Annotated in this window: 16 protein-coding genes; 12 read left to right on the top strand and 4 right to left on the bottom strand. The window is 71.4% G+C overall.

Features of this window, described 5'->3' with window-relative positions:
- Positions 1-14 precede the first annotated feature (14 nt).
- From AB3M34_RS12360 to AB3M34_RS12340, 5 genes are all read left to right on the top strand, one after another.
- Complete coding sequence (locus AB3M34_RS12360) at positions 15-1277, top strand: class I SAM-dependent RNA methyltransferase (protein ID WP_370614231.1); 1263 nt, start codon at positions 15-17, stop codon at positions 1275-1277.
- Positions 1278-1355: 78 nt separating this feature from the next.
- Positions 1356-3992, top strand: coding sequence for an SCO7613 C-terminal domain-containing membrane protein (locus AB3M34_RS12355; RefSeq protein ID WP_370614229.1), 2637 nt, complete (start codon positions 1356-1358; stop codon positions 3990-3992).
- Between the two features lie 147 nt (positions 3993-4139).
- The gene (locus AB3M34_RS12350; protein WP_370614228.1) at positions 4140-4598 is read left to right on the top strand and encodes a GNAT family N-acetyltransferase; all 459 of its coding nucleotides are present in this window, start codon (positions 4140-4142) and stop codon (positions 4596-4598) included.
- A gap of 214 nt (positions 4599-4812) precedes the next feature.
- Positions 4813-7713, top strand: coding sequence for an aconitate hydratase (locus AB3M34_RS12345; RefSeq protein ID WP_370614227.1), 2901 nt, complete (start codon positions 4813-4815; stop codon positions 7711-7713).
- Between the two features lie 136 nt (positions 7714-7849).
- On the top strand, positions 7850-9091 hold the full coding sequence (locus AB3M34_RS12340) for an ROK family protein (protein ID WP_370614225.1): 1242 nt from the start codon (positions 7850-7852) through the stop codon (positions 9089-9091).
- A gap of 21 nt (positions 9092-9112) precedes the next feature.
- On the opposite strand, the gene AB3M34_RS12335 is transcribed toward AB3M34_RS12340, so the two are convergent.
- Positions 9113-10297: a winged helix DNA-binding domain-containing protein gene (locus AB3M34_RS12335; RefSeq protein ID WP_370614224.1), complete on the bottom strand. Its 1185-nt coding sequence runs from the start codon at positions 10295-10297 to the stop codon at positions 9113-9115.
- Between the two features lie 71 nt (positions 10298-10368).
- On the opposite strand from AB3M34_RS12335, the gene AB3M34_RS12330 reads away from it, so the two are divergent.
- Positions 10369-10884: a flavin reductase family protein gene (locus tag AB3M34_RS12330; protein WP_370614222.1), complete on the top strand. Its 516-nt coding sequence runs from the start codon at positions 10369-10371 to the stop codon at positions 10882-10884.
- A gap of 64 nt (positions 10885-10948) precedes the next feature.
- On the opposite strand, the gene AB3M34_RS12325 is transcribed toward AB3M34_RS12330, so the two are convergent.
- Positions 10949-11392, bottom strand: coding sequence for an HIT family protein (locus tag AB3M34_RS12325; RefSeq protein WP_370614221.1), 444 nt, complete (start codon positions 11390-11392; stop codon positions 10949-10951).
- A gap of 14 nt (positions 11393-11406) precedes the next feature.
- Here AB3M34_RS12325 and AB3M34_RS12320 point away from each other — a divergent pair, with 14 nt between their 5' ends.
- Both AB3M34_RS12320 and AB3M34_RS12315 read left to right on the top strand, forming a co-directional pair.
- Positions 11407-12552, top strand: a complete 1146-nt coding sequence (locus AB3M34_RS12320; protein WP_370614219.1) for a DNA glycosylase AlkZ-like family protein — start codon at positions 11407-11409, stop codon at positions 12550-12552.
- A gap of 115 nt (positions 12553-12667) precedes the next feature.
- Positions 12668-15565, top strand: coding sequence for an esterase-like activity of phytase family protein (locus AB3M34_RS12315; protein ID WP_370614218.1), 2898 nt, complete (start codon positions 12668-12670; stop codon positions 15563-15565).
- 59 nt (positions 15566-15624) lie between these two features.
- On the opposite strand, the gene AB3M34_RS12310 is transcribed toward AB3M34_RS12315, so the two are convergent.
- Positions 15625-17163, bottom strand: a complete 1539-nt coding sequence (locus AB3M34_RS12310) for a hypothetical protein (RefSeq protein WP_370614217.1) — start codon at positions 17161-17163, stop codon at positions 15625-15627.
- A gap of 185 nt (positions 17164-17348) precedes the next feature.
- Between AB3M34_RS12310 and dxs the strand changes: the two genes are divergently transcribed.
- From dxs to AB3M34_RS12290, 4 genes are all read left to right on the top strand, one after another.
- Entirely contained in the window at positions 17349-19208 is a 1860-nt protein-coding gene (gene dxs, locus AB3M34_RS12305; protein ID WP_370614215.1) for a 1-deoxy-D-xylulose-5-phosphate synthase, read from the top strand.
- A 75-nt stretch (positions 19209-19283) separates the two neighbouring features.
- Positions 19284-20807 (top strand): amino acid permease, encoded by a 1524-nt coding sequence (locus tag AB3M34_RS12300; RefSeq protein ID WP_370614214.1) that lies wholly within the window; start codon positions 19284-19286, stop codon positions 20805-20807.
- A 94-nt stretch (positions 20808-20901) separates the two neighbouring features.
- Complete coding sequence (locus AB3M34_RS12295) at positions 20902-21837, top strand: PAC2 family protein (RefSeq protein WP_370614212.1); 936 nt, start codon at positions 20902-20904, stop codon at positions 21835-21837.
- Positions 21838-21909: 72 nt separating this feature from the next.
- Positions 21910-22788, top strand: coding sequence for an acyl-CoA thioesterase (locus AB3M34_RS12290; protein ID WP_370614210.1), 879 nt, complete (start codon positions 21910-21912; stop codon positions 22786-22788).
- A 269-nt stretch (positions 22789-23057) separates the two neighbouring features.
- Here the strand turns inward: AB3M34_RS12290 and AB3M34_RS12285 are convergent, their stop codons facing one another.
- Entirely contained in the window at positions 23058-23948 is an 891-nt protein-coding gene (locus AB3M34_RS12285) for a MaoC family dehydratase (protein WP_370614209.1), read from the bottom strand.
- Between the last annotated feature and the right edge of the window lies 1 nt (position 23949).

The following is a 23949-nucleotide window of genomic DNA, read 5'->3' as shown; positions in this document are numbered from 1 at the left end:
GTCACTCTTGAGGGGTGAGCACACCCGTCGAAGACACCCAGGACCTGACCGGCACGCGCGTCGAGCTCGAGATCGGGCCCGTCGCGCACGGTGGGCACTGCGTCGCCCGGTGGGACGGGCGCGTCGTCTTCGTCCGGCACACCCTGCCTGGAGAGCGGGTCGTCGCCGAGATCACCGAGGGGGGTCCGGGCGACCGCTTCCTGCGCGCCGACGCGGTGGAGGTCCTCGACGCGGCGCCAGGTCGGGTGCCGTCGCGCTGTCCGGTCTCCGGCCCCGGCGGCTGTGGAGGCTGCGACTTCCAGCACGTCGACCTCGCCGTCCAGCGCGACCTGCTCGGGGCCGTCGTCGAGGAGCAGCTGTCCCGTCTTGCGCGCATCGACCGCACGGTCGTCGTACGCCCGCCGCTCGGTGCCGAGGACGGCGACGGGCTCGGCTGGCGTACGCGGGTGACCTTCGCCACCGGTGCCGACGGGTCGCTCGGGCTCCGCAAGCACCGCTCGCACGACGTCGTCCCGCTGGACGCCTGCCCGATCGCGTCGCCGGGGCTCCCCGACGTCCTGCCCCTGCCGTGGCCGGCCTCGCGCGTGATGGCGGTCGCGGGGTCGGACGGCGACCGGTTCGTCGGCGCGTACGACGTCACCGGCGACCTGCCTCCGGTCGAGGCCGACGGCGTGATGGCAGACGGACGGCGGGTCGACGGCCGCGGCTGGGTGCGCGAGCGCGTCCGAGATCGAGAGTTCCGGGTCGGTGGCACCGGGTTCTGGCAGGTGCACCCGAGATCAGCGGAGACGCTGGTCGATGCCGTGCTGCGTGCGGCGGACGTGCGCCCGGGCGAGCGTGTCGCAGACCTGTACGCCGGGGTGGGGCTCTTCACGGCCTTCCTCGCGCAGGCGGTCGGACCCGACGGCACCGTGATCAGCGTCGAGGGTGATTCCCGCGGATCGCGAGACGCGCGCCGCAACCTGCACGACCTCCCGCAGGCCTCGATCGTCCACGGCGACGTCGAGCAGATGCTGCGCCGCGGGGACGTCGGAGAGCGGTGCGACGTCGTGGTCCTCGACCCGCCGCGGACCGGCGCACGGGCCAAGGTGGTGCGTGCGATCACGGCGCTGCAGCCGCGCCGAGTCGTGTACGTGGCCTGCGACCCTGCCGCGCTCGCCCGCGATGTCGCGACCTTCGCGTCCGAGGGTTACGCGCTGGGCGAGGTGGAGGCGTACGCGCTCTTCCCGATGACGCACCACGTGGAGTGCGTCGCGGTGCTCGACCGGCAGCAGTGATCCGAGCGGCACGCGACGGACCGCCACGCCGGGTGCTCGTGCGCCGGTCGTGAGCCCTTCACGCGAGACACTTCGGGCGTGACCTACGCCGATCCTTCGCGCTGCCCCAGCTGCGGCACCCTGGCGACCGGCAGTGCCCGCTGCCCCCGCTGCGGCATCGAGCTGCGGGGAGCCCGTTCGCTGGAGCTGCTTCGGCTCCTGGGTGAGGCGGACTCCGTACTGGCCGACCTGCGGGCCGAGGCGTCCGTGTGGAGGACCCAGGCCCACGCTGTGGGAGCGGCTGCGTCGGTGGCGCCCGGTGCTCCTCCGGCTCCGCCATCCGGACCCGGACAGGCTCCGATCTGGCAGCCGGCCGCGCCGGTGTGGCAGCCAGCGGGTGGGAACGGCACGGCCTATCCGCGTCCCGGCGTCGACGCACCGGCGGCGTCCGGGCGCTGGACCGTCGGTGGCACCCTGCTCACGCTCGGCGCCTTGTGCCTGATCGTCGCCGCTTTCGTCTTCGTCGCCGTCACCTGGAGCCGGATCGGTCTGACGGGGAGGTCGCTGATCCTTCTCGCGGTGACGTCGGCGGCGTGCGCCGCCGCGGCGTGGCTGACGACGCGCCGGCTGCGCGCCTCCGCCGAGTCGATGTGGACCGTCACCGGCTTCCTCGCCGCACTCGACGCCGGCGCCGCGACCTCGGCCGGGCTGCTCGGCCTCGACGACGTGGACGGCGAGGTCGTCGTCCTCGTCTTCTCGACGGCACTGGCACTGGCCGGCTGGACGGTGGCCCTGTGGTCGCGCCGGTGGATGCCCACGCTCGTCTCCGCCCAGCTCGGTGTCGCGATCGGTGTCACCGGCGCCGCCATCGGTCTCGTTCTCGTGGTTCCGATCGACCTGCGGTGGACCCTGACGCCCGTCGCGGCGGTGGTCGTCGTGCTGGCCCTCGCGTGCTGGCGCGGTGCGCTGCTCGTGGCCGCATGGGCGACGGGGCTCGCGGGAGCGTCCATGCTCGGGCTCGCCGCCGTGTGGATCGTCACCGCCGCAGCGATCGCACCGTCGTTCGAGTCGCGCTGGTCGGGCGGAGAGGCTCCGGCGGCGCTCCTGCACGGCGTGCTCGTCGTGGTCATCGCCGCCGTCGCCGACCGGATGCTGGCCGGGCACGTGTCGCGCAGAGCCGTCGAGCTGATCCGCGGGGTCGCGGCGTTCGACCTGTCGATCTGCGTCGGCGTCGTCTTCCTCCTCCTCGGAGCACAGACGCCGGTCGAGCTGGCGGCGACGACGTGGGTCGCCGTACCCCTGGCTGCGGCGACCCTTGCCGTGGTGCGAGCACGTCCGGCCCACGGTTGGGTGACCGGGCTGCGCACCTCGGTCGCCGTCCTCGCGCTCCCGATGGTCGGCGGGATCGCCGTCGCGGGGGTGGTCTCCGTCGGCGGCGTCCTCACGACGTGGGCGCCCAGCTGGCAGCCGGAGATCGACCGACGGATCGCCACGGACGGTCCGATGCCGGCCGCGGTCGCCTTCGCGCTCGTCGTCGGCGGGGCTGCACTGCTCGCCGTCGTGTCGGCCTGGCCGGTCCCGTCGCGCACGCCGTCCCTGAGGCGGGCCCTCGTCGCAGCGTCCGCCGCGCTCGGCGCCGGCGCGGTCGGTGTGCTGCTGGTCTTCCTCGAGCTTCCCGTCCTCGTGCTTGCGCTCGGTCTCCTCGTCGCCGTGGCGACGGCCGCGGTGGTCTGGCTCGTCACAGGGGTCGGCACGCCGGCCTCGAACGCCGCGGCGTGTGTCGCCGTCGTGGGAGTCGTCCTGGCGGCTCTCGCCCCGATCGGGTCCGCTCCCGCCGCCGCGGCCACATGGTCGGTCGGAGCGCTCGTCGCTGGGCTCGTCGCAGCGACGGCACTGGTTCTCGTACGCACGGACGGTCCCGAGCGCCTCGGTGGCGCGGCGGTGGCCAGCGTGGCCACGACCGCCCTCGCCGTCGCCGCCGTCCTGGCGTGGAGCGACGTCGCCGGCGCAAGCACCCGCACCCTGTCGCTGATCGCCGCCGGCCTCGCCGTCGCGCTGCTCGCCGCCGTGTCGTGGCCGCAGTACCCGTCCGAGCTGCGTCAGGCGATCGAGGTGGTCGTCGGTGCGACCGCCGCCGTCAGCGTCGGCTTCGCGGCGGTGGTCGGGGTCGGAGCGACCAGCATGGTGCTGACGGTGCTGGGCGCGGGCGCCGTGATGGTCGGGCTGCTCCGGGCCGACCGGCGTCCCTACGCCGCCGTGGGTTCGGTCATGCTCGGACTGGCCTATGTGCTTCGGCTGATCGCGTCCGACGTGGACGTCGTCGAGGCGTACACGCTGCCGTTCGGTGTGCTCCTGCTGCTCGCGGGTCTCGTGGTGATGCGGCGCGAGCCCGAGAGGTCGAGCGACGTCCTCCTTCCCGGGCTCGCGCTGGCGCTCCTGCCCAGCGTCCCGCAGACCCTCGCCGAGCCGACCTCGCTGCGCGGGCTGCTCGTGGCGCTCGCGGCGGTGGTCGTCCTCGGCGTCGGCGTGGTGCTCCGCTGGCGCGTGCCGTTCCTGCTCGGCGCGGCGCTGACGACCCTGCTGGTGGTGCGGTGGGCGGGGCCGGTCGTCGGTGAGCTGCCACGGTGGATCCCGCTCGGGTGCGCTGGCATCCTGCTCGTCGTCGCGGGTGCGACCTGGGAGGCGCGCGTGCGCGACGCGCGCGCCGCCGTCGCGTACGTGCAGGGCCTGCGCTGAGGTTTGGTGCGGCTGTGACCGGGTACTGGTGCGGCGTCACCCCGACGCAGCCCGAGGTGGGTTGTCTCGGCTGCGTTGCTTGTGACCCTCGTCACGTGCTTGGATGACGGCTGTCTGGGTGAGTGGGGGAGTGAGCGAGGAGTGGCTATGGAGATCGTCGAGCTCACCCGTGAGCACGCCGATGACATCGTGACCTGGAGCTATCCCGAGCCGAACGGATGCTACGACCTCACAGGAATGGACCCCCGCCACTTCACCGATCTCTCGCGCGGCTTCTGGGCGCTCGTGGAGGACGGTCGCCTCATCGGCTACCGCTGCTACGGGAGGCAGGCGCGGGTGCCCGGCTTCGACTACGACGACTCGGCGCTCGACACGGGCGGCGGTCTGCGCCCCGAGCTCACCGGTCAGGGTCTCGGTCAGGATGCGATCACGACCGGGCTCGACTTCGCCCGCGAGCGGTTCGCACCATCCCGTTTTCGGGTGACCGTCGCCGAGTTCAACGTCCGAGCGCTCAAGGTGGTCGACGCGCTGGGGTTCGTGGCGATCGAGAAGTTCGAGTCGCCGAGCGACCTGACCACCTACGCCGTCCTGGTCCGCGACGCCTGAGGGGACGAGCCTCCCGACTGAGGCACGCCTTTCTCGCGGTCTCCGGCGAATGTTTGATAACGTGTATCTTGACATCGAGATAAATGCCGAGCGGCCCCCACTTAGGTGGACCTGACCGCGCACGTCGCACGCGACAGCGCGACGATAGAAGGCGGATGCCGCTCGAGGGCCCGGACTGCGATCGCGGGCACCGGCTGACGAACAAGGAGAGGCGATGGCCAGCGTCAACAGCTTCAACGCGAAGGAAACCCTGAACGTCGGGGACACCGCGTACGAGATCTTTCGGCTGGGGGCGGTGACGGGCGAGGGTCTGGACGTCGACTCGCTGCCGTTCAGCCTCAAGGTTCTCCTGGAGAACCTGCTCCGCACCGAGGACGGCGCGGACATCACGGCAGACGACATCAAGGCACTCGCGGGCTGGGACGCGTCGGCGCACCCCAGCAACGAGATCCAGTTCACGCCCGCCCGCGTGATCATGCAGGACTTCACCGGCGTCCCGTGCGTCGTCGACCTCGCCACCATGCGAGAGGCGATGGCCGACCTCGGCGGCGACCCGAGCAAGATCAACCCGCTCGCGCCCGCCGAGATGGTCATCGACCACTCGGTCATCGCCGACGTCTTCGGCACGCCGGACGCGTTCGAGCGCAACGTCGAGATCGAGTACGAGCGCAACCGTGAGCGCTACCAGTTCCTCCGCTGGGGCCAGACCGCGTTCGACGACTTCAAGGTCGTCCCGCCGGGCACCGGCATCGTGCACCAGGTCAACATCGAGCACCTTGCCCGCACGGTCTTCACGCGCGAGGTCGACGCCCCCGACGGTGGGAAGAGCCTCCAGGCGTACCCCGACACCTGCGTCGGCACCGACTCGCACACCACCATGGTCAACGGCCTCGGCGTGGTCGGCTGGGGCGTGGGCGGCATCGAGGCCGAGGCAGCGATGCTCGGCCAGCCCGTCTCGATGCTCATCCCGCGCGTCGTCGGCTTCAAGCTGTCCGGCGAGCTGCCCGAGGGCTCGACGGCGACCGACCTCGTCCTCACGATCACCGAGATGCTGCGCCAGCACGGCGTCGTCGGCAAGTTCGTCGAGTTCTACGGCTCCGGCGTCGGCGCCGTCCCGCTCGCGAACCGCGCCACGATCGGCAACATGAGCCCCGAGTACGGCTCGACGATCGCGGTCTTCCCGATCGACGACGAGACCACCAAGTACCTGCGTCTCACCGGCCGCTCCGAGGAGCAGATCGCGCTCGTCGAGGCGTACGCGAAGGCTCAGGGCCTGTGGCACGACGCCGACCGCGAGCCGCGCTACTCCGAGTACCTCGAGCTCGACCTGTCGACCATCGTGCCGTCGATCGCCGGCCCGAAGCGTCCGCAGGACCGCATCGTCGTCACCGAGGCCCAGGCGGCGTTCCGCTCCGTCCTCGCGAACTACGTCGAGGACGATCAGACCGGCGGTGACGACCGCAAGCCGGGCGTCCCGCAGCAGGAGCGCCCGTACGGCGTGACCCTGGGCGCCGACGAGGCGTCGGCGGAGTCGTTCCCCGCGAGCGACGCGCCTGCGACGAACGGGAGCGGCAACGGTCACGACACCGCGGCCGCGCCGGTCGACTGGCACTCCGCCGCACCCAAGGACGGTGGCCGGCCGAGCAACCCGCAGCGGGTGACGGCCGAGGACGGCACCGTCTACGAGGTCGACCACGGTGCGGTCACCATCGCAGCCATCACGTCGTGCACCAACACGTCCAACCCGTCGGTGATGATCGGCGCCGCCCTGCTCGCGCGGAACGCGGTCGAGAAGGGCCTCACCCGCAAGCCGTGGGTCAAGACCACACTCGCGCCCGGTTCGAAGGTCGTCTCCGACTACTACGACCGTTCGGGACTTACCCCGTACCTCGACAAGCTCGGCTTCAACCTCGTCGGCTATGGCTGCACCACCTGCATCGGCAACTCGGGACCGCTGATCCCCGAGGTGTCGCAGGCGGTCAACGACGGCGACCTCGCCGTCACCTCGGTGCTGTCGGGCAACCGCAACTTCGAGGGACGCATCAACCCCGACGTGAAGATGAACTACCTGGCGTCCCCGCCCCTGGTCGTCGCGTACGCGCTGGCCGGCACGATGGACACCGACCTGTTCAACGATCCGCTCGGCAAGGACAACGACGGCAACGACGTCTTCCTGAAGGACATCTGGCCCTCGCCGTCGGAGGTCGAGGAGGTCGTCGCCGGTGCCATGTCGGCCGAGACCTTCAAGAGCGAGTACGCCGACGTCTTCGCCGGTGACGAGCGCTGGCAGTCGCTGCCGACGCCCGAGGGCGACGTCTTCGAGTGGGACGAGGACTCGACGTACGTCCGCAAGGCGCCGTACTTCGACGGCATGCAGCACGAGCCGTCGCCGGTCACCGACATCGAGGGCGCGCGCGTGCTCCTCAAGCTCGGCGACTCGGTCACGACCGACCACATCTCGCCTGCCGGTGCGATCAAGAAGGACAGCCCGGCCGGCAAGTACCTCGCCGAGCACGGTGTGCAGCCGCGCGACTTCAACTCGTACGGCTCCCGCCGTGGCAACCACGAGGTGATGATCCGGGGCACGTTCGCGAACATCCGCCTCCGCAACCAGCTCGCACCGGGCACCGAGGGCGGCTTCACCCGTCAGCTCAACGAGGGTGGCGACGTCACCACGGTCTTCGAGGCGTCGGAGAAGTACGTCGCCGAGGGCATCCCGCTGGTCGTCCTGGCCGGCAAGGAGTACGGCTCGGGCAGCTCGCGCGACTGGGCCGCCAAGGGCACGGCGCTGCTGGGCGTCAAGGCCGTCATCGCCGAGTCGTACGAGCGCATCCACCGCTCGAACCTCATCGGCATGGGCGTCCTCCCGCTGCAGTACCCCGAGGGCCAGACCGCCGAGTCGCTGGGCCTCACCGGCGAGGAGACGTTCTCCTTCACCGGCGTGACGGACCTCAACGAGGGCCGTACGCCGGAGACCGTCAAGGTCACGGCTGCCGGCGCGGACGGGCAGAGCGTCGAGTTCGACGCGGTCGTCCGCATCGACACGCCGGGTGAGGCGAACTACTACCGCAACGGCGGCATCATGCCGTACGTGCTCAGGTCTCTCATCGGCTGAGTGCTCATCGCCTGAGTCCTGATCGTCTGAGTCGGCGCGTCAGCACGCCCGGGTCCCGATTTTGTTGCTTCAGTGACAAAATTGGGTCCGGGCGTGCTATTTTCGCCTCGCCCCGAGATCTCAGCGAGGAGGGCGCGTGCCACTTCAGCAGCAGCGACCGACCGGCAAGGGTGCCAACCAGGAGGCGGTCCGCCGTCACAACCTCGGCACCCTGCTCGGACACGTGCACCGTGACGGCGACGTGTCCCGTGCTGCGCTGACGACGCGCATGGACCTCAACCGCTCCACCATCGCCGCACTCGTCGCGGAGCTCGAGCGCCTCGGTGTCGTCGCGCAGGCGACGCCGCGCGGTGACCGGCAGGGGGCCGGACGCCCCTCGCTGCACGTCCGTCCGGGCGAGCGTGAGGTCTGCGTGATCGCCGTCGAGCTGCGGGTGGAGAGCATCGAGCTCGCGCGCATCGGCCTTGGCGGGGCCGTGCTCGGTCGCCGGTCCGCGCCGATCGGGCCGGGAGCCGACCCGGACGCCGCCGCGGACGAGGTCGTACGGACTGCGGCGGACCTCCTCACCGACGTCGCCGACGACGCCCTGCTGGTCGGCATCGGTGTCGGGATGCCGGGCATCGTCTCCACGGAGGACGGTCGCATCCACTACGCGCCGAACCTGGAGTGGTCCGACGTCGCGTTCAGCGACCTGCTCGAGCAACGGGTCGGGGGCGAGATCCCGGTCGTCATCGGCAACGACGCCAACCTGGGCGTCCTCGCCGAGCACGCGCGCGGCGTCGCCCGCGGCATGACCGACGTCGTCTATCTCTCCGGCGACGTGGGAGTCGGTGGCGGACTGATCACCCGCGGGCGCCACCTCCTCGGGACGGTCGGGTACGCCGGCGAGGTCGGCCACATGCGCATCTCCACCGACGGCCGCCGCTGCCGCTGCGGCAACCGTGGCTGCTGGGAGGCCGAGATCGGCGCCCTGGCGGTGGCGGACGCGCTCGAGAGCGCCTCCCACGAGACCGCGCACCTCGTCGACCTGCTCGAGCGCGTCGACGCGCCGTCGTCCTCGTTGCGCGAGGTCGGCTTCAAGCTCGGGGTCGGCATCACGAACCTCGTCAACATCTTCGACCCGCAGGCCGTCATCCTCGGCGGGCTGCTCAGTGCGCTCTATCCCGCCGTGCAGGACGACGTCGACGCCGAGATCCGGCGCGGCACGCTCGACTCGGAGGACCGCAGGACCGAGGTGCTGCTGCCGGGGCTCGGCCGGGACTCCGTGCTGGTCGGCGCCGGTGAGCTGGCGTTCGGGGCGATGATGGCCGACCCGCTCCTCGTCAGCGGTGCGGCCGAGGGCGCCGTCGCCCAGGTCCGGGCGTCCGTCTCCGTGTGACCCACCCGTGAGCCGCGTCCGTCACGCGCGCAGCTCGCGCTCCAGGGGTGTCGGGAAGCTGGCCACCACCGTCGCGCCGCCGAGCCGGCCCTGAAGCTGCGAGGCACGTTCCTCGACCGCCGCGCGTGCGTCGGCGCCGACGTCCTCGAGGAATCGGTGGACGACCTCGCCGTCGGGCCGCACCGCCCAGCCACCCACGACGCGTCCGTCCCACCACACGGTCGGCCCGATGTTGCCCATCCGGTCGAACAGGCGCTCACGGTGGGCGCCGAGGTACCAGGAGCGGTGCTTCCAGCCCATCGGCGTCGGGTCGAGGGCGGGGAGCAGCGCGGCGCCGGGCTCCGGCGGGTCGACGGGCTCCGTGCCGGGCAGCGCGATGCCGGGACCTGTCTCGAGGTCGACGTCGACGAGGTCGATGCCGGCGAGCGCCGCGCGCGTGTCGGTCTTGTTCCAGCCGGTCCACCACTGGACGTCGTCGACGGTGGCCGGTCCGAAGACCTCGAGCCAGCGCCGGGCGAGAAGGGTGCGCGCCGTCTTCTCGTCCAGCTCGGGGAGGCCACCCTCGAACCACGCCTCGATCGGTGCCCACGAGTGGTGACGCGACGTCCAGGAGCCACGTGGCTCCGTACGGACGATCCGGCCTTCGGCGGAGAGCAGCGCGAGGGTGGGGGAGGTGACCGTACGGCGGACGTCCCACGCCTTGTCGGTGGTGGGCAGGATCGCGGTGCGGAGACCGGGAACGGCGGTGCTCAGCTGGGCACCGGTCGCCGTCCCCGCGGCCCGCAGCGCAGCCTCGACCTCGGCCTCGACCTCGGCGAGCCACGCCTCCGGATCGGGGAGCGGCGGATCGGTCGGGACGGTGCGGAGCTCCTTGAGAAGTCGCGTGCGCAGCCGGCGCGCAACGCCGAGGCTGGCCCCGGAATGGATGATCGGGACGTCGTCGAGACCGGCCACGAAGAGGGTCCGGCGCATCGCGAGGATGCGGACGATCGAGCGGCGCCCGTACATCGTCTCGCGGACGTCGTCGAGCTTGAGCGCCTCCGAGCGGGCGAGCACCGACAGGTAGACCGTGGCCGGGTCGGTGGCGTGGAGCGCGAGGACACCGTCCACGATCTCCTCCACGGACGGAGGGGTCGCAGGCGGCGGAGCGCCGACCCGGTGATGGACGACCAGGCGGTGGCGGCGTTGCTCGTCGGTGAAGCGCACGTTCCCATCCTGGCGCACGGCACCGACGTTCTCGTACACGCCGACGGCAGCCCGGCTCGTACGCTGACGGGGTGACCATCCACTCCGAGCACCCGTTCCTCCCGCCCGAGGGCGAGCGCGACCCCCTGCGGCGGCTGCGCGGTCGGCTGGCGCAGGCCGTCACGCTCTGCACGGCGGGCGCCGGCGCGGCCCGCGTCGGACTGACGGTCTCGTCGCTCGTCGTGGCCGACGGTGATCCGGCCCACGTGCTGCTGCTCGTGGACGAGGACAGCGACCTCGCCGACGTCCTCGAGCCGGGGGAGACGTTCGTCGTCAACCTGCTCGGAGCGCGGGACCGGGCGCTGGCCGACCCCTTCGCAGGCACCGCGCCGGCCCCCGGCGGCCCTTTCACGCTCGGCACCTGGGACGAGACGCCGTACGGGCCAGTGCTGGCGTCGGCGACCGCCTGGCTGGGTGCGCGGGTGACGGAGGAGCCGCGCCAGATCGGGTGGCCGCTGCTCGTCGACGGCGTCGTCGAGCACGTCGAGATCGGGACGGACGCACCGGCCCTCGCCCATCTCCGCGGGCGCTACGTCGATCTGGGCTGACGCCCGCGCCCCACGATTTGACGCCTTCCCCACCTGATTGCGCGTCGAATCGGTGGGAAAGGCGTCAAATCGTGGGGCGCCGGGCGCCGAGGGCGGTGCGGATCCGGTCAGCGAACTCATCGGCCTCGCCCTCGGCGTACTTCGTCCGGGGCCAGAAGAACCCGCGCAGCCCGTCACCCTTCGTCCTCGGGACGACGTGGAAGTGGAGGTGCGGGACCGACTGCGACACGACGTTGTTCTCCGCGACGAACGTGCCCTGCGCCCCGAGCGCGTCGGGCAGCAGCCGCGCGACGTGCTGGACGACGGCGAAGTACGGCGCGAGGCGTTCCGCCGGCAGGTCGGGCAGTGTCACGACGTGCTTCCGCGGGACGATCAGGACGTGGCCCTTGAACACGGGACGATGGTCCAGGAAACCGATCGTGTCGGTGTCCTCGTACACGATGGGGGCGTCGAGCTCACCCGTCACGACGCGGCAGAACGTGCACGTGGCGTCGTACGACCCTGACATGGAGGCATCGAACCATGAGTGGACGCGTCGCACCGGACGACCTGGCGCTACGGACCCTCGCGCGGCAGTTCCCCGAGCCGTCCGGCACGAGCGTCTCCGACCTGGTCGCCCTGTACGACGCGCTCGGTCCGGTCCAGACGCAGGTGCCGAGGGCGGCGTTCCTGTTCGCGTCGTCACGTCTTCCCGGCATCACGCACCAGACGGTGGTGGACGCGTTCGAGTCGTACGCGCTGGTGAAGGGCACCACGCTGCGCGGCACCGTCCACAGCTCGACGGCGCGCCACCACGCGTGGTCGGCCGCGGTCGCCGGCCCGCGCCTGGACGTCGGCCTGCCCAAGGCGCTGCAGCTCGACCGGCTGACGGCGACCGACGTGCGCGCGGAGAGCTCCTCGTACGCCCGCGGCGACTGGCGCGATCGTGACGCGCTCGTCGCCCACGTGGCCGACTGGGTGGCCCAGCAGGAGTCCGACGGCCACGGCACGGTGCAGGACTCCCACGCCCGGAACCTCGTCTGGGGTTCGCCGCAGCTCGTCCGTCGCCCTCCTGATCGCCGCTGGCACACCCGTACGGACACGCTCCACCGGCTGGCGACCCAGGTGTACGACGTGGCGGCGGACGACCACGATCCCGACGTGGCTCGCCGCGAGCTGGTGCGTGTGCACCTGGGTGCGTACGGCCCCGCGACCCGTCGCGACGTCGCCTGGTGGCTCGGCGACAACCTCCGGCCGGTCGACGCCGCGATCGCTGCTCTGGGTGATGAGGTCGTTCAGCTGACCGGACCAGACGGGACGACCTACCTCGATCTCGCAGAGGCGCCCGACGGCAGCACGTACGACGGCGGCATGCGGCTGCTCCCGGAGTTCGACGGGCTGTTCTTCGGCTACGAGGGCACCGGTCCCGAGCGCGGCCGGTTCACCGCGATCGAGAACCTGTCCCGGATCTTCAACCGGATCAACGGCACGACCACCCCCGTCGTGCTCGACGGCACGCGGCTCGTCGCGCAGTGGCGGATCGTGCCGCGGGGGAGCAGGGTCGACATCGAGGTCCTTCCGCTGCCTGGCGAGCGCGCCCCCGACGAGTCCGCGGTGGGCGCTGCGCTCCCGGCGGTCGAAGCCGTGCTCGACACCGAGGTCGCCGACCTCAGAACCATCGTCGCCTGACGGCCCGCAGCGAAGGGTTGGACCGCCGGTCGCCAGGAGTTCACCGCCGGTTCGGGAGGCGTTGCCTGGCGCACGAGATCGTCGGGACGATATCCCCCCGAATGAGGAGCCCTCCTTGTCACGCACGCTCCGCCACGCCGCCGGAGGTCTGACCGCGGCTGCGCTGATCGCCGCCGTCGTCCCGGCCGCCGTCGCGTCGTCCACGCCGTCCGCCGCTGGTGCGCCAGCGGCCCAGACGACCGCGTTCCACCGCACGGCGACGTTCCCGGTCTACCGCAACCTGCCGGCCGACGTCCCGACCGGATCCGAGACCGTCGCCGAGATCTCCGACGTGTCGGCCGATGGCAAGACCCTCGTCTACACCGACGCGCTGGGCAAGCGCATCGGGTTCGTCGACATCAGCGACCCGTCCGACCCGCGGCCCGACGGCACGCTCTCGCTCGCCCAGCTCGGCGGCGTCGACGACCAGCCCACCTCTGTCGCGGTCGTGGGGCCGTACGTCCTCGTCGTCGTCGACACGAGCGCCTCGTTCACCGACCCGTCCGGCCGTCTCGACGTCGTGCGCCTCTCCAGCGGCAAGCGCATCCGCAGCATCGACCTGGAGGGCCAGCCCGACTCCATCGCGGTCAACGCCGACGAGAGCGTCGCCGCCGTTGCGATCGAGAACCAGCGCGACGAGGAGGCGACGCCACCGGGTGGCGACGAGGGTGACCTCCCGCAGCTTCCCGCGGGCTTCGTCCAGGTGCTCGACCTCGACGGAGCACCGGGCGACTGGACGACGGACCGCGTCGACCTGGTCAACCCGGACGGCAGCGCGCTGCCCGAGATGGTGGCAGCCGGCGTCACCGAGCCGACCGATCCCGAGCCCGAGTACGTGTCCATCAACCGTCGCGACGAGCTCGCCGTCACGCTCCAGGAGAACAACGCCGTTGCGCTGATCGACCTGGACAGCCGCGCACTCACCTCCGTGTTCTCCGCCGGCTCGGTGACGGTCGAGGGGGTCGACGCCACGAAGGACGGTGCGATCCGTCCGAGCGACACCATCACCGACGTGCCCCGCGAGCCCGACGCGATCGGCTGGATCGACGACGAGCACCTGGCGACCGCGAACGAAGGCGACTGGCTCGGCGGGTCCCGCGGCTGGACGATCTTCAGCACCGACGGCGACGTCGTCTGGGACGCCGGCAACACCTTCGAGCGCACCGCGATCCGCCACGGCCTCGCCAACGAGGACCGTGCCGCCAAGAAGGGCGCCGAGCCCGAAGGCCTCTCGGTCGCGACGTTCGACGGCACCCCGTACGCCTTCGTCGGGTCCGAGCGCAGCAACTTCGTCGCCGTGTACGACGTGTCCGACCCGGCGAAGCCGGTGCAGAGGCAGGTCCTCCCGACCACCAACGGTCCCGAGGGGCTGCTCCCGATCCCAGGCCGCGACCTGCTGGTGGTCTCCAGCGAGACCGATGCCTCGGCGGCGGGCGTCCGTGCTTCGGTGAGCCTGTTCGAGCTCGGCAAGGGCGCGGCGCGCTTCCCGTCGATCGTCTCCACCGACACGGCGGGCGCTCCCATCGGCTGGACCGCCCTCGGCGCGCTCTCCGCGGATCCGACGAACGCCGACCGGCTCTGGACGGCGTCCGACGCCGCCCTGAAGACCGCCTCGCTCTACGCGGTCGACGTGTCGGCGAGCCCCGCTCGGATCACCCGCGCGGTTCCGGTCACGGACGCCGGCGCTCCGGCGGCTCTCGACGTCGAAGGCCTCTTCGCCCGACCGCAGGGCGGGTTCTGGCTCGCGTCCGAGGGCGCGACCGGCCCGCAGAACGCGCTCGTCCGTACCGATTCCGCGGGCGCGGTGCAGGAGCGCGTGGCCCTGCCCGCCGACGTGTCCGCCCATGTCGGCAAGTGGGGCCTCGAGGGTGTCACCGCGACCAACGACAAGGCAGGAGAGCACGTGTGGGTCGCGCTCCAGCGGCCTCTGTGGACCGATCCGAGCAGCACCGAGTCGACCGTCGACGGTGACGACGTGGCCCGGATCGGACGCTACGACCTGGCCGACGCGTCCTGGCACTGGTACGCGTACCCGCTCGCGACGCCCCGTCGCGGCGGAGTCGACTGGATCGGTCTCTCGGAGATCACCGCGGTCGACGGCGACACCCTCGCCGTGATCGAGCGCGACAAGCTGAACGGTCCGGATGCGCGGGTCAAGCGTGTCTACACCGTCGACGTGCCTGCGAAGGCAGCCGCCGGCGGGCTCACCACGCTCGACAAGCGGCTCGCGTACGACGTCCTGCCCGACCTGCGCGCGACGAACGGGTGGACCCAGGAGAAGCTCGAGGGCCTCACGATCGGACGCGACGGCCAGGTCTACGCGGTCACCGACAACGACGGGCTCAAGGACGCCACCGGCGAGACCGTGTTCCTCAGGCTGGGGGCCGCGAACCAGGTGTTCGCACGCGAGCTCGCCACCCGTACGCGGCTCGCCAGCACGTCTCGCGCGTCGTACGGTTCCGTGGTGCGCGCGACGGTCACGGTCACCGGCGGCAGCGGCATCGCGCTCGACGGCCGGGTCACGCTCCGCGACGGCAACCGCGTCGTCGGCAGTGCCGCCCTCGCGTCCGGGACGGCGCGCATCGACGTGCGCGGGCTCCGGCCCGGCAGCCACCGCCTCGTCGCGACATACGGCGGCGGGACGCTCAGCGCGCCCAGCACGAGCGGCGTGGTCCCCGTCGTGGTCGCGAGGGCAGCGGCGAGGGCGACGCTCGCTGTCGGTCGCACCCAGCTCAAGCCCGGCAAGCGGGTGGCGGTGACCGTCAGGCTCGACCGTGCCGGTCAGGGTGCCGCCACGGTACGGATCCTCGACGGGCGACGCACGATCAAGACCGTCACCCTGCGAGGGTCGACCGCGCGGACGACGCTCCACCTCAAGGGGAGGGGCCAGCACCGACTGAAGGTCGTGTTCGCCGGATCGTCCTTCGACGCCCCGGCAACGTCCAGGACGGTGACCGTGCGCGTGCGTCGCTGAAGCGCCGCACGAACGACGACGGGCGGTGCGGCGGACGGCCGCACCGCCCGTCGTCGCGCCTACGGGCGGACGACGTCGTCCCACCAGGTGACGAGGTCGCTCGGCGCCATCGTCGAGGCGGAGGCGAACCCCAGCACCCCGTCGTCGTCGTCGGTCCAGACGACGTTCGCGCCGTCCTCGGTCGACACGCACATCAGGAGACCTTGCTCCAGGCCGTCCGTCCCCGTCCACGGCACCGAGCCGTCGATGCCGTTGCCGCAGTCGTTGTCGTACGACCCCGTGCCATAGCTCTGGAACTCCTCGTGCAGCTCCTCGGTCGACGAGAAGCCGACGTAGGTCAGGACCGGCTCCTCGCCCGACGTGCACTGGAACGACGCGACGGCACTGACGGCGTAGTCGGCCGGGTCCGTGCCCGAGCACCCAGCCTGCAGGGTCGCCGGCACGTACGCGAGCAGCGCGTCGGCAGGTGTGAACGTCGGTGTGGTCGGTGGAAGGGTCGTCACCGGCGGTGTCGTGGGCACCGCCTGCGGAGTCGTACCTTCGTCCAGCGTGTCCGCCAGCGCCACCGCCCCGACCAGCCCCGCGACCACGAGGCCCGCCGAGAGGGTGAACGCGACCGGGACGAGCCCGACGTGGTCCCTGCGCCGACTGTGGCGCGCGACCACCTGGTCGAGGTCGCTCGTGTGAGCGGCGAGCCCGTGGCGGAACTGTGCGTACGCACCCACCTGGTAGGCCTCCGCGAACCCGAGCAGCTCGAGGTAGCGGTTGGGCACGTGCGGAGCGCTGCGGAGCAGCTGGGCGAGCCGGAGGATCGGGTTGCGGCGTACGGAGATCGCCTGTCCCACCAGGCCTGTGGCGTGCAGGTCGGAGGCCACCGAGGATCCGACCAGCGACTGGTACGCGGCCTTGAGGCTCACGTCGAGGTCTCCCGTGCAGGCGTAGGCGAGGCGGTCCCCGGTGTAGACGGTCGCGCGGAGCCACGGAGTCACCAGCGGTGCGACGAGGACCGTGAGCTTGAGCGAGTGGAGGACCTCGAGGACGGCGCTCCACTGGCTGTGGCGGGCCTTGAGCGCCCCGATGATCGTCGCCATCAGAAAGGTGCAGCGTTGGCGGTCCTCGAGGTTGCGCAGGTCGCCGACGAGTCCTGCCTCGACGAGGACGACACGGACCCCGAAGTACGTCGTGGTCATGGTGGTGCGCGTCTCGCCCCGCACCACGCGGCCGATCTTGTCGACGACGAAGATGTCCACGCGGCGGTCGAAGCCCAGCCGTCCGCGTACGTCCTGGACGATCCGGTCGAGGTCCGGCAGTGTCGCCTCGTCGACCCTGATCGCATCCGCCAGGAGCCGTACCCGCCAGATCTGGAGGGTGATCCAGAACACGACGAGCAGGGCGACCAGCCCGACCACGTACGCCGCCTGCTCCGCGATGCTGAGTGCCCCGAGCACGACGACCAGCACGAGCGCCGTCCCGGTGGCCGTGGCGACCAGGGCGAGGGCGAAGCGCGAGGACTCGGTCGGGTGTCGCAGCACCCGGACGTCGAGCGGGCCGGCCGGCGGCGCCGACGGCCCCGGCGGCTGGTGGAAGGTCTGGCTCATGGCGCACCCCGCTGTCTGACCAGGGGGACATGCTCACGCTAGGGGTGCTGGGGCTCGCGGTACCGGGGTATTGCGCGTTGCGGCACACCGCCGTTCTGCGCCCGGTGGCGCTCCCGCACGTTCCGTGGCCGGGTGGGAGCGATGGCCTAAGATCGAATGACGCCCACCCACATCCGCGGAGGACCATGACCACGCTCGACCAGATCAGCCAGCCGAGTGATCTGCGGGACCTCACCGACGCCGAGCTCGATGCTCTCGCTGAGGAGATCCGCGAGCGCCTGATCGTCGCCGTCGCGACGCACGGCGGCCACCTCGGCCCGAACCTCGGGGTCGTCGAGCTGACCATGGCCATCCACCGTGTCTTCGACTCGCCGCGGGACCGGGTGGTCTTCGACACCGGCCACCAGGCGTACGTCCACAAGATGCTCACGGGCCGCGCGGCCGCGTTCGAGCAGCTGCGGACCGAGGGCGGACTGTCCGGCTACCCGAGCCAGGCCGAGTCGCCTCACGACGTCGTCGAGAACTCGCACGCGTCGACGAGCCTGTCGTACGCCGACGGGCTCGCCAAGGCCAACACAGTCCAGGGCCGTCCCGACCACGTCGTCGCGGTCATCGGCGACGGTGCGCTCACCGGGGGCATGGCCTGGGAGGCGCTCAACAACATCGCTGCCGGCGACGACAACCGGCTCGTCGTCGTGGTCAACGACAACGGACGCTCCTACCGGCCCACCGTCGGCGGCCTCGCCAACCACCTCGCCAAGCTCCGTACGAACCCGCGTTACGAGCCGACCCTCAGGGCCGTGCGTGACCGGCTCTCCAACACCAACGCGGTCGGCAACGCTGCCTACGAGGCGCTGCACGCGATCAAGAAGGGCCTCAAGGACGCGCTCTACCCGCAGGGCATGTTCGAGGACCTCGGCCTGAAGTACGTCGGCCCGATCGACGGGCACGACCGACCCGCCGTCGAGAAGGCACTCACCCAGGCGCGGACGTTCGGCGGATCGGTGATCGTGCACGTGATCACCACCAAGGGGCAGGGCTACGAGATCGCGGTCGCCAACGAAGAGGACCAGATGCACCAGGCGAAGGCGTTCGACCGCCTGACCGGTGAGTCCCTCGCCGTGGAGCCGACGTCGTGGACCTCGGTCTTCCGGGACGAGGTCGTACGCATCGGCGACGAGCGGTCCGACGTGGTCGCGATCACGGCGGCGATGCTGTCGCCGACCGGGCTCGACGCCTTCGCCGACAAGTTCCCGGACCGCACCTACGACGTCGGCATCGCCGAGCAGCATGCCGTGACGAGCGCTGCGGGGCTCGCGATGGGCGGGCTGCACCCGATCGTGGCGGTCTACGCGACGTTCCTGAACCGTGCGTTCGACCAGGTCCTGCTCGACGTCGCGCTCCACCGGTGCGGGGTGACGTTCGTGCTCGACCGCGCCGGTGTCACCGGTGACGACGGCCCGAGCCACAACGGCATGTGGGACATGTCGATCCTCCAGGTCGTGCCGACCCTCCAGCTGGCGGCCCCGCGCGACGGGTCCCGGCTGCGCGAGCTGCTGCGCGAGGCCGTCTCGGTCGACGACGCCCCCACGGTCGTCCGGTTCCCCAAGGGTGGAGTCTCCGCCGACATCGAGGCGGTCGACACGGTCGGACGCTGCGACGTCCTCCTGCGCGACGGCGCCGAGGACGTGCTGATCGTTGCTGCGGGCCCGATGACCCGCCAGGCGCTCGACGCCGCCGCGCTGCTCGCCGCCGGTGGCGTGGGCGTCACCGTCGTCGACCCCCGCTGGATCAAGCCGCTCGACCCGGCTCTCGTCGACCTCGCCGCCCGGCACCGCCTCCTCGTCACGATCGAGGACAGTGGCCGCGTCGGCGGCATGGGGTCGGTGCTCACCCAGATGCTTGCCGACGCCGACGTCCGTACCCCAGTCCGCGTCCACGGCGTCACTCAGGAGTTCTTCGACCACGCGAAGCGCGACGTCCTGCTTGCGCGGATGGGACTGACCGCGGACGCGATCGCGGCCGACACGCTCGCGCGGCTCTGACCTGCCGGAGCCGTCCTCAGTCGATCTGCCGCCTCCGGTGTCACGCGGCATAGTGGCCCCGAGAAGGGGGTCAGGATGGCCAAGAGCGAGCTCTTCCGCACCAAGTCCGTCGAGCAGTCGATCAAGGACACCGACGACCCGGAGACCCGGCTGAACCGCAACCTCGGTGCGATCGACCTGATCGTCTTCGGGGTCGGCGTGATCATCGGGGCCGGGATCTTCGTCCTCACCGGTCAGGCGGCCGCGACCACCGCCGGCCCGGCGATCGCCGTCTCGTTCCTCGTCGCGGCGCTGGCCTGCGGGCTCGCAGCGCTCTGCTACGCCGAGTTCGCCTCGACCGTCCCGGTCGCCGGCAGTGCGTACACGTTCTCGTACGCGACGTTCGGCGAGCTGATCGCCTGGACGATCGGCTGGGACCTGGTGCTCGAGTTCACGGTCGGTTCGGCGGCCCTCGCGTCCGGGTTCTCGTCGTACTGGAACAACCTGGTCGAAGGCACCTTCCTCGAGCTGCCCGAGCAGCTGCGCTCCGCGGCCGGGACCGGTGTGGTCGACATCCCGGCCATCGTGATCTCGCTGCTGGTCATGTGGGTGCTGATCATGGGCATCAAGTTCTCCAGCCGGATCAACCAGGTCGTCGTCGCCATCAAGCTCGCCGTGGTGATGCTCGTGATCATCGCCGGCATCAAGTACATCGACGCTCAGAACTGGTCGCCCTTCGTGCCGCCGGCGGAGCCTCCTGCGGCAGGCGAGGGGGGCTGGCTGAAGGTCCCGCTGATCCAGACCCTGCTCGGGCTCGAGCCGGCCGTCTACGGGGTTGCCGGCATCTTCGCGGGCGCCGCGATCGTCTTCTTCGCGTTCATCGGCTTCGACGTGGTCGCCACCACCGCCGAGGAGACGCACGACCCGCAGCGCAACGTCCCGATCGGGATCTTCGGGTCGCTCGCGATCGTCACGGTGCTCTACATGGCCGTCAGCCTCGTGATCACCGGCATGCAGAACTTCCGCGACATCGATCCCAACGACGGTGCGCCGCTCGCGACCGCCTTCGACTCAGTCGGGGTGACCTGGATGGGCGACGTCATCTCCGTCGGCGCCTGCATCGGCCTCGTCGTGGTCGTGATGATCCTCATGCTGGGGCAGACCCGCGTCGCCTTCGCGATGGCCCGCGACGGCCTGCTCCCGCGCTGGCTGGCCCGGACGCACCCGACCCACCGCACGCCGTACCGGATCACCGTCCTCACCGGCCTCGCCGTGGCCGCGATCTCCGGGTTCGTCGACCTGTCGACGCTGGCCGACCTCGTCAACATCGGCACCCTGTTCGCGTTCGTGCTGGTCAGCGTCGGAGTCGTGATCCTGCGCCGGACCCGTCCCGACCTGCCGCGCGGGTTCCGGGTCCCGGCGGCCACCCTGGTCGCGGTGCTCGCCGTGATCGCCTGCGTCTACCTGATGCTCAACCTGGTCGGTGAGACCTGGGTCCGGTTCCTGGTCTGGATGGCGCTCGGCTTCGTCGTCTACTTCCTCTATGGGCGACGTCACAGCCGTCTCAGGCGGGTCGGCGAGCCGACGGCCGCCGAAGGGGCGTCGACACCTCCGACGTAGGCTGGAGGGAGTGCCACCGGCCCCCCTTCACGGGCGCGCCCGGTCCCCGACAGGGGGAATACGGCACGTCCGGTCGACGTTGGGAGGTCTCGTGATGCGCAGGTTCTTTGCCCGGCTGAGGCCGGAGCGCAGCGAGTCCGGAGTGTTCGACGAGCTTCCTGAGGGCGTTCGCCCGTCGCTGCTCTTCGCGTTCGACGGGTTCCTCAACGCCGGGTCCGCCCCGCGGCTCGCGGTCGAGCACCTGCAGTCGCGCGACGAGGGCGAGGTCGTCCACGAGTTCGACCTCGACGACTACTACGACTACCGCGGCCGTCGTCCCCCGATGGTCTTCGACCGCGACCGCTACGCCGAGTACGACCGTCCTTCGCTGGAGCTGCGCGTCCACCACGACGACCACGGCGCCCCCTACCTCGTGCTGAGCGGCCCCGAGCCGGACTTCCGGTGGGAGCAGTTCGCCGAGGAGGTCCACGAGATCGTCGAGGAGTACGGCGTCGAGCTCGTGATCGGCCTGGGCGCGGTCCCGATGGGCGTCCCGCACACCCGGCCCTCGGTGATCACCAACCACGCGAGCCGTCGCGAGCTGCTCGACCGGAAGAACCTGTTCCGGGCTCAGGTCGTCATCCCGGCGAGCATCCACTCGGTCCTCGAGATCCGGCTGGGGGAGTGGGGCCACGACTCCGTCGGCTACGTCGCCCACGTCCCGCAGTACGTCGCCCAGGTCGAGTACCCGAGCGCCTCCGTCGCGCTGCTGGAGGCGGTCGCGGGCCGTACGGGTCTGCACTTCGACCTCGAGGAGCTGCGGCTCCAGCAGGCGGAGACCGTCGCCGACATCCACAAGCAGGTCGAGGAGCAGGACGGCGGAGACGTCCTCGCGAACCTCGAGCGTCAGTACGACCAGATGACCCGCTCCGCGGTCGAGCCGCCGCTGGTCGCGGACGAGTCGGACCTGCCGACGGGTGACGAGATCGGATCCCAGTTCGAGGAGTTCCTCGCGCAGCTCGACCGACGCGAGCCGGGCACGGGCGAGTAGCCCCGGTCACACTGCCGAGCGCTCGCGTGGTGTGCACGTGCGCGGCGTCCGGTGCGTGAGACGATGGCGACCGTGCCGGCAACGATCGAACAACTCGTAGACCTTCTCGACCTCGAGCAGCTCGAGGAGGACCTCTACCGCGGTACGCATCCCGAGGGCAGCACGCTGACGCGCGTGTTCGGGGGGCAGGTCGCCGCGCAGGCGCTGATGGCGGCCTCGCGGAGCGTCCCGGAGGAGCGGCCGGTCCACTCGCTGCACGTCTACTTCCTGCTGGGCGGCGACCCGAGCGTGCCGATCGTCTACGACGTCGAACGGATCCGTGACGGTCGGTCGTTCTCGACGCGGCGCGTCTCGGCCCGCCAGCACGGCAAGGTCATCTTCTACATGACGGCGTCGTTCCACCGGACCGAGGACGGCTACGAGCACCAGAACGCCATGCCCGACGTGCCACCGGTCGATGCGTCGCCAGCCCTGTCGGAGGTCCTCGGCTACGTGGACGAGCGCGCCGCTGCGCACTGGCGCAGCGAGTGGGCCGCGCTGGACGTCCGCTACGTCGGCGACAACAGGGAGGCGGACGATCCCGCGCGGACCCTCGTGCCGGCGATCCAGCGGCTGTGGCTTCGAGCGGGTGGCGAGCTCCCCGACGATCCGGTGCTCAACGCGTGCGTCCTCACCTACATCAGCGACCTGACCCTGCTCGGCAGCTCGCTCGTCCCGCACGGGCTCACGATCGGGTCCCCGCGGATCCAGCCGGCGTCGTTGGACCACGCGATGTGGTTCCACCGACCGGTCCGGGCCGACCACTGGATGCTGTACGACCAGACGTCGCCGTCGGCGATCGGCGCTCGCGGCTTCACCACGGCCAACATCTTCGCCGAGGACGGCGCGCTGGTCGCGTCGGTCGCCCAGGAGGGCCTGATCCGCCCGGTGAAGCCGCGCCCGCAGGCATAGGTGCCGCGACCGACGGGAGTCCTCGTGCAGCGATCGCAGACCGCGGTGGAGCCGTCCGAGGGCATCAGCGCCATCAGTTCCATAATGTGGGTCACCGAGACGTCCTCGGCCAGGACGCGGATAGTAGCCGCGCTTGTGCTCACAACTCCCAGGGCGCCTCGTCGACGGCGAGACGATCATGCAGGATCGGTGCTCAGATGCAGCACCGATCCTGCATGGTCAGGCGGAGGCCTGGGCAGGTTGCGCCCTGGTCTGTGCAGCCTGACGTCTCAGAGGGGTACGACGCGCCCGACGAGGTGCGTCGGCGCTGGTTGGTCGTCGCGGGCGCGCCCCGTCACGCCGAACAGGATTCGGTCGCCGTCGGCGTCCTGTCCGAAGCCGACCGTGGCGGGGAGCAGGATCGGGCGACGGAACTCGGCGTCGACCGTGTAGGCCGCGGGGAGTCGGTTCTCGATCGCCGCGAGGGCACGCGCCTTCGTCCACATGCCGTGCGCGATCTGGCGGGGGAACCCGAAGGCCTTCGCGGTCACCCGGGAGAGATGGATCGGGTTGCGATCGCCCGACACCGCGCCGTACCGACGTCCGAGTCCGGCGTCGAGCCTCCACGTGGCGGTCCGCGCGGGTGCCTCGACGCCGTCCAGCGGCGCGCGGCGCTCCTCGGCGCTCCCGCCACCGCCGCGCCGGAGCAGCGTCATCGTCTCCTCCCAGACCACCTCGTCGCCGACGCGTGCGGTGCTGACCAGGTCGATCAACCGGCCCTTCGGGTGGTCGCGCAGCCGGGTGGCGTAGACCGACACCGCGTACGACTCGGTGACCGCGATCGGTCGGTGCTGGGTGATGCTGTTGCGCAGGTGGACCAGACCCATCGGCGCGAACGGGAACGCCGTGTCGGTCATCAGGGTCATCTGGAGGCCGAACGCCGCCATGTGCGGGTACGTCACCGGGAGCGTGCCGCGCATGCCGAATCCGCACACCGACGCGTACGCTGCCAGGTCGTCGAGGTCGGTGGTGACCCTGGTGCGCTCGAGCGTCACGTCGGGCACCGCGCCGGCCACGTGGCGTACGCCGGGAAGCCTGCCGACCCCCGGGAGCGCGGGCAGGGCCGCGCGCAGGTAGAGCGGGAGGGTCGCCGGAGCGTGCTCGAACTGGCGGACCGTCACG

The sequence above is a fragment of the Mumia sp. Pv4-285 genome, assembly GCF_041320275.1.
In the GTDB taxonomy this organism is placed as follows: Bacteria; Actinomycetota; Actinomycetes; order Propionibacteriales; family Nocardioidaceae; genus Mumia; species Mumia qirimensis.
Note: the sequence above shows the minus strand (reverse complement) of the source record. Positions and strands in the feature narration are given on the sequence as shown.